This window comes from Nonomuraea sp. NPDC049158 (assembly GCF_040648335.1).
Lineage (GTDB): Bacteria > Actinomycetota > Actinomycetes > Streptosporangiales > Streptosporangiaceae > Nonomuraea.
In genome coordinates this window covers 327,225-339,264 of sequence record NZ_JBEZDM010000002.1, presented here as the reverse complement: position 1 = coordinate 339,264, position 12,040 = coordinate 327,225, and the positions used below count along the sequence as shown (strand labels likewise).

At 69.7% G+C, this 12,040-nt stretch carries 13 protein-coding genes; 10 read left to right on the top strand and 3 right to left on the bottom strand.

Going from position 1 to position 12,040, the window contains the following annotated elements; all coding sequences use genetic code 11:
* Positions 1-34 precede the first annotated feature (34 nt).
* A complete protein-coding gene (locus AB0B61_RS05730) occupies positions 35-325 on the top strand; it encodes a hypothetical protein (RefSeq protein WP_357956291.1) in 291 nt (96 codons plus the stop codon).
* 64 nt (positions 326-389) lie between these two features.
* Here AB0B61_RS05730 and AB0B61_RS05725 read toward each other — a convergent pair whose 3' ends face one another.
* The gene (locus AB0B61_RS05725; protein WP_358428525.1) at positions 390-1,724 is read right to left on the bottom strand and encodes a hypothetical protein; all 1,335 of its coding nucleotides are present in this window, start codon (positions 1,722-1,724) and stop codon (positions 390-392) included.
* Between AB0B61_RS05725 and AB0B61_RS05720 the strand changes: the two genes are divergently transcribed.
* Positions 1,718-2,209, top strand: a complete 492-nt coding sequence (locus AB0B61_RS05720) for a hypothetical protein (protein ID WP_358428522.1) — start codon at positions 1,718-1,720, stop codon at positions 2,207-2,209. The genes AB0B61_RS05725 and AB0B61_RS05720 overlap by 7 nt on opposite strands.
* A 91-nt stretch (positions 2,210-2,300) precedes the next feature.
* On the opposite strand, the gene AB0B61_RS05715 is transcribed toward AB0B61_RS05720, so the two are convergent.
* Complete coding sequence (locus tag AB0B61_RS05715; protein ID WP_358428519.1) at positions 2,301-2,885, bottom strand: NUDIX domain-containing protein; 585 nt, start codon at positions 2,883-2,885, stop codon at positions 2,301-2,303.
* Between the two features lie 172 nt (positions 2,886-3,057).
* On the opposite strand from AB0B61_RS05715, the gene AB0B61_RS05710 reads away from it, so the two are divergent.
* The 8 genes from AB0B61_RS05710 (at position 3,058) to AB0B61_RS05675 (ending at position 11,411) form a co-directional block, all read left to right on the top strand.
* A complete protein-coding gene (locus AB0B61_RS05710) occupies positions 3,058-3,696 on the top strand; it encodes a sigma-70 family RNA polymerase sigma factor (RefSeq protein ID WP_358428516.1) in 639 nt (212 codons plus the stop codon).
* Between the two features lie 69 nt (positions 3,697-3,765).
* Positions 3,766-4,005 (top strand): zf-HC2 domain-containing protein, encoded by a 240-nt coding sequence (locus AB0B61_RS05705; RefSeq protein WP_357956278.1) that lies wholly within the window; start codon positions 3,766-3,768, stop codon positions 4,003-4,005.
* 149 nt (positions 4,006-4,154) lie between these two features.
* Complete coding sequence (gene egtA, locus AB0B61_RS05700) at positions 4,155-5,360, top strand: ergothioneine biosynthesis glutamate--cysteine ligase EgtA (RefSeq protein WP_358428513.1); 1,206 nt, start codon at positions 4,155-4,157, stop codon at positions 5,358-5,360.
* A complete protein-coding gene (gene egtB / locus AB0B61_RS05695) occupies positions 5,357-6,649 on the top strand; it encodes an ergothioneine biosynthesis protein EgtB (protein WP_358428510.1) in 1,293 nt (430 codons plus the stop codon). Before egtA ends, egtB begins: the two co-directional genes overlap by 4 nt.
* A gap of 1 nt (position 6,650) precedes the next feature.
* Positions 6,651-7,349 (top strand): ergothioneine biosynthesis protein EgtC, encoded by a 699-nt coding sequence (gene egtC / locus AB0B61_RS05690; protein WP_358428507.1) that lies wholly within the window; start codon positions 6,651-6,653, stop codon positions 7,347-7,349.
* A gap of 18 nt (positions 7,350-7,367) precedes the next feature.
* Positions 7,368-8,339 (top strand): L-histidine N(alpha)-methyltransferase, encoded by a 972-nt coding sequence (egtD, locus tag AB0B61_RS05685; protein ID WP_358428504.1) that lies wholly within the window; start codon positions 7,368-7,370, stop codon positions 8,337-8,339.
* Positions 8,340-8,514: 175 nt separating this feature from the next.
* The gene (locus AB0B61_RS05680) at positions 8,515-10,290 is read left to right on the top strand and encodes a cellulase family glycosylhydrolase (protein WP_358428501.1); all 1,776 of its coding nucleotides are present in this window, start codon (positions 8,515-8,517) and stop codon (positions 10,288-10,290) included.
* Positions 10,291-10,346: 56 nt separating this feature from the next.
* The gene (locus AB0B61_RS05675; protein ID WP_358428498.1) at positions 10,347-11,411 is read left to right on the top strand and encodes a cellulose binding domain-containing protein; all 1,065 of its coding nucleotides are present in this window, start codon (positions 10,347-10,349) and stop codon (positions 11,409-11,411) included.
* A 199-nt stretch (positions 11,412-11,610) separates the two neighbouring features.
* Here the strand turns inward: AB0B61_RS05675 and AB0B61_RS05670 are convergent, their stop codons facing one another.
* Positions 11,611-12,006, bottom strand: a complete 396-nt coding sequence (locus AB0B61_RS05670; protein WP_358428495.1) for a MerR family transcriptional regulator — start codon at positions 12,004-12,006, stop codon at positions 11,611-11,613.
* Positions 12,007-12,040 lie beyond the last annotated feature (34 nt).

The following is a 12,040-nucleotide window of genomic DNA, read 5'->3' as shown; positions in this document are numbered from 1 at the left end:
CTGGCGTCCGACCGGCCCGAAGGAGCTGGAGCTCGTGCGAGCCCTGAACTGGCGGGCGTGGCCGCCGCGCCTGACCGAGCAGCCGATCTTCTACCCGGTTCTCAACGAGGACTACGCGATCAAGATCGCCCGGGACTGGAACGTCAAGCACGATGGTGCCGGGTTCGTCACCCGCTTCGAGGTCGAATCTGAGTTCCTTTCGCGCTACCCGGTCCAGCAGGCCGGTGGCCAAACGATCCTGGAGCTATGGGTTCCCGCCGAGGATCTCGACGCCTTCAACGCTCACATCGTCGGGCCGATCGAGGTCGTTCACGAGTTCCGCTGAAGGCCCCAGCCCACTCAGGGGCTGTCCCAGGGGGACCAGATCCCAGTGATCAGGCCCAGCCACCTCACCCTCCTCCTCGATTTACCGACCGGCCTGGCTGTGCCCAGGGAGGTGGCCTGTCCCGCGCGGCCGAGATCGCTTTTGCGGTGGGCCGTCCAGCAGACTGCGGAACCCTTTCGAGCGGTATGCCCAACGCCTCCGCCCAACGACGACGCCAGGCGAGTCCACGTTGAGCCCTGCGTTCCACGCGGGTTTGAGCCTTGCGGCGGCGGCGCTCGACCTCGGCTAGGGCTGCGCTCTCCGACCGGAGCCAGGGCGGCGGATTTCGCAGCAAACCTGCCACATGCTGGGCCGACCAGCGGCCGCTACTGGGGCGCACCTGCCGGATCACATCGACCGGCAGGCTGAACAGCTCGGCCACCGATGCGTCGGAGAGCCTGGTGGCTGCGCGGATGGCCGCGTCGACGGCTGCCTGCTCGGCGCTTTGGCGCCGGGACGCGTCCGCCACGGCACGGCTTGCCGCCGCTTGGGCGGCTCGGCGTAGCTCCTCATCGGCTCGGGCGTGCAGGAACCAGGCCGGTGGTGCGGAAAGCAGCTCACGCAGGGCCGGAGCGAACAGGTGGTCGCCAAGGCGCGGAAAATCGGCGGGGAACGCATCAACAGGCACGCGGAGGGCATCCGTTGGCGTGGTCAGCAGGGTGACCGCCTCGGTTGCGAGGGGAAGGAGCGAGCCGAGCATGGCATCGAGGTCAGGGCGGGAGAGCCGGGCCGTGCGGAGCGTCGCGAGGAGTTCGGTGATACGAGGGTCATGAAGATAGGCGAGGCGACGAAGCGGACCCGGTCTGGTGCCGGAAGCCTCCATGAGCGCGGCCGCCCAGACGAGCACCTGGATCGGGTCTCCGTCGTGACAGGGCATGGCCCGTTTCAGCAGGGCCCGTGCTGCCACCGCCCTCTCCTTGTTGAGCTTGCGGGTCGCCGCTGCCTTGCGCGCTGCTTCGGACCGCGAAAGGGCCCGGGCCGCGGCGCGCAGTTCGGTGTCGGCCCGGACGAGGTCGGCGAGCGCGTCGATGTCGGCGGCGCGGTAGTAGCGGATGGTGAGTGTCCGGCCGTACTTCTGGATCTCATCGACGGCGACGGGCGCCAGTCGGTCGGCGAGGCGTTTGAAACGTTGAGGTGAAATGCCCAGCCTGATCGCCGCCTGGGTGGCGTTACAGCGATGTTCGGCGGCGAGCAGGCGTTGGAAGCGCTCGGTGTCCGCCTTCGCCGCGTTGACCGAGACGGGGTCGAATGTGCGGTCCGGCAGGCGGCGGAGCAGGCTGGTCTCGACCGCGAGCTCGACTTCCCAGACGGCGAGGCCGAGCTCCTCGCGCACCTTCTTCATGCCCAGACCGCGTGCCATGGACAACAGAGTGTCACCGGCCTACGACAGTTTCCAGGCCCGCGATCCTGCAGGGGTTCCTCACCTTCTGGCGGCGCAACGGCGAGATCCTGCAAAGCCGCGAGACCTATCACGAGGCCGCCTGTCACCTGATCTTCATGGCTTGGCTGCATCGGGTGGTCAACGGCGGCGGTGTGATCGACCGTGAGTACGCCCTGGGTCGTGGGCGCATCGACATCTGTGTCCAATGGCCCTACACAGACGCCGATGGCAAGCGCTGCTGGCAGTGGGAGGACATCGAATTCAAGGTTCATCAACCCAGACAGCCCGACCCCGTCGAAGACGGCCTGCACCAGCTCGACGGTTACCTCGATCGCCTCGACCTGAGCCACGGCACCCTCATCGTCTTCGACCGCCGGCCCACCACCCCACACCTTCTGGAGCGCAGCGCCATCGAACAGGTCACCAGCCCGCGCGGTCACGCCGTCACCCTCGTCCGGGCATGAAGGGTCACACGCCGACATCCAGGGAGTCAGGCCAGGTGACGCCGACCCCCCAGGTCATTGCTGACCAGGGGTTTTGGCGTTCCTGGCTGCTCTAATGTGACGTACGGGCCTGCAGGAGGTCGGCCAGGAGATGGAGCAGGGCCGCCGCCGTGGTCGCGGACGTGATGGCCTGCTCGCTGATCAGCCGCTGGATGCCCAGCACCGGCAGCCATTCGGCCCGCTCTCGTTCGTCAGCCCGTTCGTCAGCCCGTTCGTGAGCCTTTTCGCCGACCGGCGCAGTCTGGTCGTCGGTCGGCGTGGCGACGGGGGTGGCCTGGTAGGCGACGAAGATCACGTGGTCGCTGTCGGCGACGTCCTCGGCGGTGCGGATCCGGATCAGCGGCATCAGGGGACCGGGCCGCCAGCCGGTCTGCTCCTCCACGAGACGGGCCGCGGCCCTCTCCGGGTCCTCGTCCGGGCCGATCTCGCCGAGCGGGATCTCCCACCCCCACGTGTCGGTGACCGGGCGGTGCCGCCACAGCAGCAGAGCGCGTCCGGCGTGAAAGACCACCGCTCCGGCGGCCTGCGGTGTGCGGACGAAGGGTTGCTCCACGTGCCCGCCGTCGGTCAGTTCGAGGTCCACGACGCGAAGATCAACCCCATTCGCCGCGTAGAGCAGCCTTTCCGACCGACTCATGGGACGCTCCTCACCGATTCGCCGGGGACTCGCTCCTTCGAGCATACGCACAGGGATGACCCGGCATCCCGGGCGCATGGACGTCGGCGGGGGAGATTAGCCTGGTAAAGGCCGGGGTCGGTTCGACCTGGATGTCATTGATGTCCCGACGTCTGACCGGAGGGAAGCGATCGTGGGGTCTTTCGCGGGCGGAGAGTTGCCTTCGGATGACGTCATCGTTCCGGCCCTGCGCGCGGGCGATGAGGCGATGTTCGCGGCGCTGCTCGACACCTGGTCCCGGGGCATGCTCCGGGTGGCCAGGTCGTACGTGCCCACCGACCACGCCGCGGAAGAGGTCGTCCAGGACACCTGGCTGGCGGTGATCGGCGGAATCGACGACTTCGAGGGCCGTTCGTCGGTCAAGACGTGGATTTTCCGCATTCTGGTCAACACGGCGAAGAAGCGCGGCGTACGCGAGCGGCGCACACTGCCGTGGAGCGCCGTCAAGGACGACGGCGGCACGATCGCCGGCCAGAGCCTCGACCTGGTGCCGCCGGGCGGCTGGCGGGATCCGCCCGCGGCCTGGCCGACGCCCGAGAAAGAGGTGCTGGCCTCGGAGGTGCGCGGCCTGATCGGCGACGTCCTGGCCAGGCTGCCGCCCCGGCAGCGGACCGTGATCACCCTGCGGGACGTGGAGGGCTGCACCTCCGACGAGGTGTGCGAGATCATGAAGATCTCCGCCGCCAACCAGCGGGTCCTGTTGCATCGCGCCCGCGTCGCGGTGCGCGGGTGGCTGGCGGACTACTTCGAGTTCGCGAGACAGCCGGACTGACCTCATCCGCTCTGTGCGGCGGCACAATAGGTGAAACGGTTCATTCAGCAGACGAGGGCGGTCAACGTCGTGAAGCGCTTCACATGCGGCGAGCTGGTGGGACTCCTCACCGCCTACCTTGACGACGCCCTTGATCCGCCCGAGCGCGAGGGTGTGCACGCCCACCTGACCGGCTGCGAGGGGTGCGGCCGCTACTTAGAACAGTTCCGCGCGACCATCGTCGCCCTGGGCGACCCGCCCCCGGAGAAACTCTCCGCCGACGTGCGCGATCGGCTCATGTCCGCGTTCCGCGAGCGCCGGCGGCCATGAGGCGCGAGCCCCCCATGTGACCGCTCATCCAATTACCCGAATTCCGTGTGTAACGCTCGCGCGTCTCGCGGGTCTGTAGATGGGGCCGCCGCTGCCTGCGGTGGACCGCTGGACCATCAAAGACCCATGCGCCACGCGAAGGGGAAACGATGATCGGGCTTACGGCCGAGAGTCCGCCGTTGCGGGACACCTCGGAGGTGGTGGACTTCGCGCGCCGCTGCTTTTGTCCCGCCGCCGCGGACCTGGTCGGCGTGGAGCTGGAATTCCTGATCTTCGACCGTACGGCGGCCACCAGGCATGTCCCGCTGGCCAGGATCGAGCGGGCCATGCCCGAGCTGCCCGGTGGCAGCCGGTTGACCTTCGAACCGGGCGGACAGCTCGAACTGTCCGGCCCGACGGGTCCGCTGCCCGAATCGCTGGCTCGCGTGGCCGCCGACGTGGCCGCCGTGCGCGCCGCCTTGCGAGCGTCCGGGCTGGTGTTGGCCGGTGTCGGTCTCGACCCTGTACGGCCGGCCCGGCGCCAGTTGCGTCAGCCCCGGTACGAGGCGATGGCCGAGTTCCTCGGCATGCCGTACGGAGCGCTCATGATGTGCTCCACCGCCTCGATCCAGGTCAACCTGGACCTGGGCGAGCGGCCGGTGACGCGCTGGGAACGGGCGCACGCGCTCGGCCCCGTGCTGATGGCGGCCTTCGCCAACTCCCCGCTGCGCGATGGCCGGCCGTGCGGCTGGATGTCGGGCCGCCAGGCCGTCTGGGATCACCTCGACCGCACCAGGACCTCGCCCGTGCCCGCCTCGGACGATCCCGCCGCGGACTGGGCCGAATACCTGCTGGACGCCCGGCTCATGCTGGTGCGAGAGGACGAGCAGAGCTATCGCACCGTCCATGACGGCTCCAGCTTCCGCGACTGGCTGAACGCCGACGGCCGGCGGCGGCCCACCGCCGAGGACCTGGCCTACCACGCCACGACGCTGTTTCCACCGGTGCGGCCCCGGGGTTGGCTGGAGATCCGCTACCTCGACGCCCAGCACCCGGCGATCTGGCCGATCTGTGTGGCCGTGACCCATGCCCTCATCACCGACGACCGCGCCGCCGACGCCGCGATGGCCGCCGCGGAGCCGTACCGACAGCTCTGGGAGGTGGCGGCGCGGTGCGGGCTGGCCGAGCCGCGCCTGCGCCGGGCCGCCGAGGAGTGCTTCCGCGCCGCGCTGGAGGCGCTGCCGCGCTGCGGCGCGGGTCCCGGCCTGGTCGGCGAGGTGGCCGCGTTCGCCGACCGGCACGTGAGCACGGGCCGCTCACCGGCCTCCTACCTGCTGGATCTCCCGAACTGGCCGAGCGACGAAGGATGGGAATGAACGACATCAAGGAACGTATCGCGGCCGAGCTCATCGCGGTGCGCGACCGGTCACTCACCTACACGGCCGCGGAGGACGACCTGCTGGTACGCCAGCACTCCCCGCTGATGTCGCCGCTGGTCTGGGACCTGGCGCATGTGGGCAACTACGAGGAGCTCTGGGTGCTGCGCGAGGCCGGGGGCATCGACCCGCTCCGGCCCGAGATCGACGACATCTACGACGCGTTCAAGACCCCGCGCAAGGACCGCCCCAGCCTGCCCTTCCTGGGTCCGGCCGAGGCCCGCCGCTACATCGAGGGCGTACGCGGGCGGGTGCTCGACGTCCTCGACGCGATCGACCTGGACGGACCGGCCCCGCTGCACCGCGACGGCTTCGTGTTCGGCCTGGTGATCCAGCACGAGCACCAGCACGACGAGACCATGCTCGCCACCCTGCAACTGTCCGGGCAGCCCGGGCTGGTGCGCGACGGTGACCTTCCGCCGGGGCGGAGCGAGGGTCCGGAAGAGGTCTTCGTGCCCGCGGGCTCCTTCCTCATGGGCACCGACACGCTGCCCTGGGCCTACGACAACGAACGGCCGGCGCACCGGGTGGACCTGCCCGCGTACTCGATCGACCGGCTGCCGGTCGGCAACCGCGCCTACGCGGCGTTCATCGAGGCCGGCGGCTACGACGACGCGCGCTGGTGGTCTGCGGAGGGCTGGCAGTGGCGGCAGCGGAGCGGCGCCTTCGCCCCGCTGTTCTGGGTCAGGGACGGAGACGCCTGGTGGCGTACCCGCTTCGGCCGTACCGAGCCGGTCCCGATGGACGAGCCGGTCCAGCACGTGTCCTGGTACGAGGCCGACGCCTACGCCCGCTGGGCGGGCAAGCGGCTGCCCACCGAGGCCGAATGGGAGAAGGCCTGCGGCTGGGACCCGGTGTCCGGGAAGGCGCGCCGCTACCCCTGGGGTGAGGACGCCCCGAGCTCCGAGCGGGCGAACCTCGGACATCGCGCCGCCCATCCCGCGCCGCTGGGCGCCTACCCGGCCGCGGCCGGCGCCTACGGGACCGAGCAGATGGTGGGAGACGTATGGGAATGGACCGCCTCCTGGTTCCAGCCCTACCCGGGCTTCCGCACCTTCCCGTACAAGGAGTACAGCGAGGTCTTCTTCGGTCAGGAGTACCGGGTGCTGCGCGGTGGCTCCTGGGCGGCCGATCCGGCGGCGGTGCGGACCACGTTCAGGAACTGGGACTACCCGATCCGCCGGCAGATCTTCAGCGGCTTCCGCTGCGCCCGTTCGGAGCTGGTCTAACGTGTGCAGGCACGCGGCCTGGCTGGGCGCCCCCCGCCCGCTCTCCGCGCTCATCAACGAGCCGGAACATGGCCTGCTGAAGCAGTCGTACGCGCCGCGGCGGCAGCGTTTCGGCATGATCAACGCCGACGGGTACGGCATGGGCTGGTATGAGCAGGAACCGGTGCGCTATCGCCGTGCCATCCCCATGTGGGCCGACGCCAACCTGCCCGGACTCGCGCGGATCGCCCGCTCGACCTGCCTGCTGGCGGCCGTACGCTCGGCCACCGTCGGCATGCCGATCGAGGAGAGCGCCACCGCGCCGTTCACCGACGGGCGGTGGCTGCTCAGCCACAACGGGCGCGTCGAGCGGGACGCGGTCAGGGACCTGGCCGACAGCGCCGAAAGCGCGTGCGACGCCGCCTGGGTCGCCGCCGCCGTGTTCCAGCGCGGGCACGCCGGGCTGGGCCTGGGCGAGGCGCTCGCCGAGGTGGTCGTCCGCGCCGGGGAGAAGGACCCCGGCGCCCGCCTGAACCTGCTCGCCTGCGACGGCGCGTCGATCGCCGCGACCGTCTGGGGCGACACCCTCTTCCACCACCGACTCCACGACGGCGTGCTGGTGGCCAGCGAGCCGCTCGACGACCTGCCCGGATGGCGGGCCGTACCCGAGCGCAGCCTGCTGACCGTCACCCGCGACGACGTACGCGTCCAGCCGTTGTAATCCACTTCAGGAGGCATCGTGCCTGTCAGCCAGTCGACCGTGCAGGTGATCAACTATCTTGACCGCGACTATCTGCGCCAGGCGCTCGAACACGATGTCAGGGCCGGGCTGACAGCCGTGCCCAAGTGGCTGCCGCCCAAGTGGTTCTACGACGCCGCGGGCAGCGAGCTGTTCTCCCGCATCACCCGGCTGCCCGAGTACTATCCGACCCGGCGCGAGCTGGCCATCCTGCGCGCGCGGGCCGCGGACCTGGCCGCCGCCAGTGGCGCGGACACGCTGGTCGAGCTGGGCTCGGGCACCAGCGAGAAGACCGTCCTGCTGCTCGAGGCGCTCGCCGCGCGTGTCTACACGCCGGTGGACGTCGACGCGGTCACCCTCACGGAGGCGGCGCACCGGCTGGCCGGGCGCTTCCCCGGGCTGCGGGTGAGAGCGGTGTGCGCCGACTTCGAGCGCCATCTGGCGCTGCTGCCGCGTACCGGGCGGCGGATGGTGGCCTTCCTCGGCGGCACGATCGGCAACCTCGAACCGGCCGCCCGCGAGGTGTTCATGAAAGACCTGCGGGCCACGCTCCAGCCCGGGGACACGTTCCTGCTCGGGGCGGACCTGGTGAAGGACACCGAGCGGCTGGTGGCGGCCTACGACGACCCGGCCGGGGTGACGGCCGCCTTCAACCGGAACGTGCTGCGGGTGATCAACCGGGAACTGGAAGCGGACTTCGATCCGGAGGCGTTCGAGCACGTGGCGCTGTTCGACGAGCGGCGGGAATGGATCGAGATGCGGTTGCGGGCCGGCCGCGACATGCGGGTGCGGATCGGCGGGCTGGGGCTGGTCACCGACTTCGCGGAGGGGGAGGAGATACGGACCGAGATCAGCGCGAAGTTCCGGCCGGAGGGGCTGTGGGCGGAGCTCGTGGGGGCGGGGTTCAAGGTACGCCGTCGCTACACGGACCCGGCCGGGGACTTCACCCTGATCCTGGCCGAGGCCGGCTGAAAGTTTCAGCAGCGTCGTCGGCCTTGTCCAAGGTCGGCGTAGGTGCCGTGCGCTGAGGCGGGGGAGCCTCTTGCGAGGCGAATCAGGGCGGCAGATCGTTGGGAGCGCTCCCAAGTGTCGGAGCTCGGCCGCTTCAAGAAAGCGGTGTCCATCGGTTTCGTCACGGAGGGCTCTCATGCCGATCGTGTTACGCAGGGCCTTGATGGCCGCGGTCGCTGTGGTGCTGGCCGGGTTCGGCCTCGCCACCGTCCAGAGCGCGGCCGACGCCGCCGTGTCGTGTTCGGCCACCTATACCAAGAGCTGGGACAACGGCAGCGCGTTCGGCGCCACCCTCGCGGTGACCAACACCGGCGACGCGCTGACCAGCTGGACGTTGAGCTTCGACTTCCCCAACAACCAGGTGATCACCCAGATGTGGGAGGGCGTGCCCACGCCGGCGACCCCCACCCCGGCGGGCGCGGCCATCACCGTCAACCCGGTCTCCTACAACGCCGCCAAGGCCGCCGGGGCGACCTGGAGCCTCGGCTTCAACGGCACCTACACCGGTGGCGCCAACACCAACCCCAGCGTCTCCTGCACGGGAACCGGCACCGGAGGAGGAACGCAACAGGCACTGGTCGTCTCCGCCACCAGCGTGAGCGTGCCCGAGGGCGGGACCAGCGGCTACACGGTCCGCCTGCGGTCCCAGCCGACCGGCAACGTGACGGTCACCAGCACCGCGGGCACCGGTGACAGCAACATCACCGTGACCGGCGGCGCCTCCCTGACCTTCACCACGGCCAACTGGAACACCCCGCAGACAGTGACGTTGAGCGCCGCGGAGGACAGCGACACCACGAACGGCACCCGCCCGATCACCGTGGCATCCAGCGGCTTGACGTCGGTGACGGTGAACGCCACCGAGGCCGACAACGACGGCAGCACGGCAGGCGCGGCACCCGCTCTGCACGTCTCGGGGAACCGGCTGGTCACCGCCGCCGGCGCCACCTACCGTCTGCTGGGCGTCAACCGGGCCAGCGGCGAGTTCGCCTGCGTACAGGGCAAGGGCATGTGGGACAGCGGCCCGGTCGATCAGGCCTCGGTCGACGCGATGAAGGCGTGGAACATCCGCACGGTCCGGATCCCGCTGAACGAGGAGTGCTGGAACGGCACCAACGGCACGCCCAGCGGCCCCGTCTATCAGCAGAACGTCAAGGACTACGTGAACCTGCTGGTCGCCAACGGCATCACGCCGATCGTGGAGATGCACTGGAACTACGGCCTGTACACCGGCCAGGGCGCCGGTTGCTCCGACACCACGGCGACCTGCCAGAAGCCGATGCCCGACGCCCAGTACGCCCCGACGTTCTGGACCGGGGTCGCCAACGCCTTCAAGGCCAACAACGCGGTCGTCTTCGACCTGTTCAACGAGCCCTACCCGGACGCGGCCGCGAACTGGGACGCGACCGCCGGCTGGAAGTGCTGGCGCGACGGCGGCACCTGCACCGGCATCGGCTACCAGGTGGCCGGCATGCAGTCGCTGGTCAACACGGTACGCGCCACCGGCGCCACCAACGTGATCATGCTCGGCGGCCTGGCCTGGTCCAACGACCTGAGCCAGTGGCTGACGTACAAGCCGACCGATCCGACCGGCAACCTGATGGCCGCCTGGCACACCTACAACTTCAACACCTGCTCCAACACCGCCTGCTGGAACAGCCAGGTCGGCGCCGTCGCGGCCCAGGTGCCGGTGCAGGCCGGGGAGATCGGCCAGAACTCCTGCGCGCACGACTACATCGACCAGGTGATGAGCTGGGCCGACGCGCACGGCGTCGGGTACACGGCCTGGACCTGGAACCCGTGGGGCTGCAGCCAGGGCAACGTGCTCATCACCGACTACAACGGCACCCCCACCAGCACGTACGGCGAGGGCTTCAAGGCGCACCTGCTCACCCAGAACCCCCTCTCGTAGCAGCACTCGACCGGGTCCGTCATCGGGCGGGCCCGGGTCTCTCCCTGGAGCCGCTCATGCGCCGCAGATCCCACCTGTACGCCGTCCTCGTCACGCTCCTCGTGGCGGTCGCCTTCGGGGTCGCCCTGCCCGCGCTGTCGGCGACGGCCCCCGTCCGCATCATGCCCCTCGGCGACTCCATCACCGCCGGACCCGGCTGCTGGCGCGCCCTGCTCTGGAACCACTTGCAGACAGCCGGATACACGAATATCGACTTCGTCGGCAGCGTCCCCGACGGCGGCTGCAACTACGGATTCTCCTACGACGGCGACAACGAGGGCCACGGCGGTTACGCCGCCACCGGCATCGCCGACCAGAACCAACTGCCGCCGTGGCTGGACGCCGCCAAGCCCGACATCGTCCTCATGCACCTGGGCACCAACGACATGTGGGGTGGCTTCATCCCCACCGCCACCGTCCTCGCCGCGTATACCAAGCTGGTCGGCCAGATGCGGGCGAACAACCCCAACATGAAGATCATCGTGGCGCAGATCATCCCTATGAACCCGTCCGGCTGCCCCACCTGCGCGGCCAGCGTGGTGGCACTCGACAACGCGATCCCGGGCTGGGCCGCCGGCCTCACGACCGCACAGTCGCCCATCGTCGTCGCCGACCTGTGGACCGGCTTCAACACGGCCACCGACACCGGCGATGGAGTCCACCCCAACGACACCGGCTTCCAGAAGATGGCCGACCGCTGGTACCCGTCGCTCGCGAAGGTACTCAACGGCGTGACCCCGCCGACCTCACCCTCCCCGTCGGTAACCCCTACGCCGGCCCGGTGCACCGCCACCTACAAGGTGATCTCCCAGTGGGGTGGCGCCTTCCAGGGCGAGATCACGGTCAAGAACGACTCCTCGACCGCCTCCACCGCCTGGACGACCACCTTCACCTTCGCCAACGGCCAGCAGATCAACCAATCCTGGAACACCGCACTCACCCAGAACGGAGCCACCGTCACAGCACGCAACGCGAGCTACAACGGCAACCTGCCGGTCGGCGCGTCCACGACCTTCGGCTTCACCGCCACCTGGAACAACACCACCAACGCGCTGCCCCAGGTGAGCTGCTCACTCAGCTGAGCACGTCGCGGGGCGCCGCCTCAGCGTCAAACCTCATAGAACCACTCGATCGGGTCCGCCATCTGGCGGGCCTGACGCTGCCGGGAGCATGGTGGGAGAGGACATCCGGGCCAGCACGTCGGCCAGGGCCGTTCGGGCCGTTTGGCGCGGCGCGGTGGATGGCGCGCTCGCCGGCTGAAAAGGCCGCGGTACCTCGCAATCAGGCGACCCGCTCATCTGCGGTGTCGCCGGGTGCCGCCAGCCAGGGCATCCGGTGGACGAGACTGTCGCGCAACTGGGTGAGGGTCGCGATTCGCTCCTCCAGTTCGGTCACCCGTTGTGCGCCGACGAGGGCGTACCCGTCGGTGCACAACGGGTGGTAGGAGGACACCTCGGGCAGATCGGCGTCGAGGTATCTCAGGAAGGACTTCACGTCTTCGACGGTGAACCCGCAGGCCAGGAGCTCGCGGATGTTGCGAACCCGCCGCACCGCGCCGGGCTCGTACAGGCGGTAACCCGCCGTCGTACGGCCGGACTCCAGCAGGCCCTGCTCCTCGTAGTAGCGCAGGGCGCGGGTCGTGGTCCCCGCCTCCGCGGCCAGTTCGCCAATCAGCATTGCAGCCACCTCCGAGTCCGACCGTACGGCTTCA

Excerpts from the sequence above, each read along its gene's own strand:
- AB0B61_RS05715 (WP_358428519.1), bottom strand. The coding sequence starts at position 2,885 with ATGAGTCGGTCGGAAAGGCTGCTCTACGCGGCGAATGGGGTTGATCTT.
- AB0B61_RS05725 (WP_358428525.1), bottom strand. The coding sequence starts at position 1,724 with ATGGCACGCGGTCTGGGCATGAAGAAGGTGCGCGAGGAGCTCGGCCTC.
- AB0B61_RS05675 (WP_358428498.1), top strand. The coding sequence starts at position 10,347 with ATGCGCCGCAGATCCCACCTGTACGCCGTCCTCGTCACGCTCCTCGTG.
- egtA (WP_358428513.1), top strand. The coding sequence starts at position 4,155 with ATGATCGGGCTTACGGCCGAGAGTCCGCCGTTGCGGGACACCTCGGAG.
- AB0B61_RS05670 (WP_358428495.1), bottom strand. The coding sequence starts at position 12,006 with ATGCTGATTGGCGAACTGGCCGCGGAGGCGGGGACCACGACCCGCGCC.
- AB0B61_RS05680 (WP_358428501.1), top strand. The coding sequence starts at position 8,515 with ATGCCGATCGTGTTACGCAGGGCCTTGATGGCCGCGGTCGCTGTGGTG.
- egtB (WP_358428510.1), top strand. The coding sequence starts at position 5,357 with ATGAACGACATCAAGGAACGTATCGCGGCCGAGCTCATCGCGGTGCGC.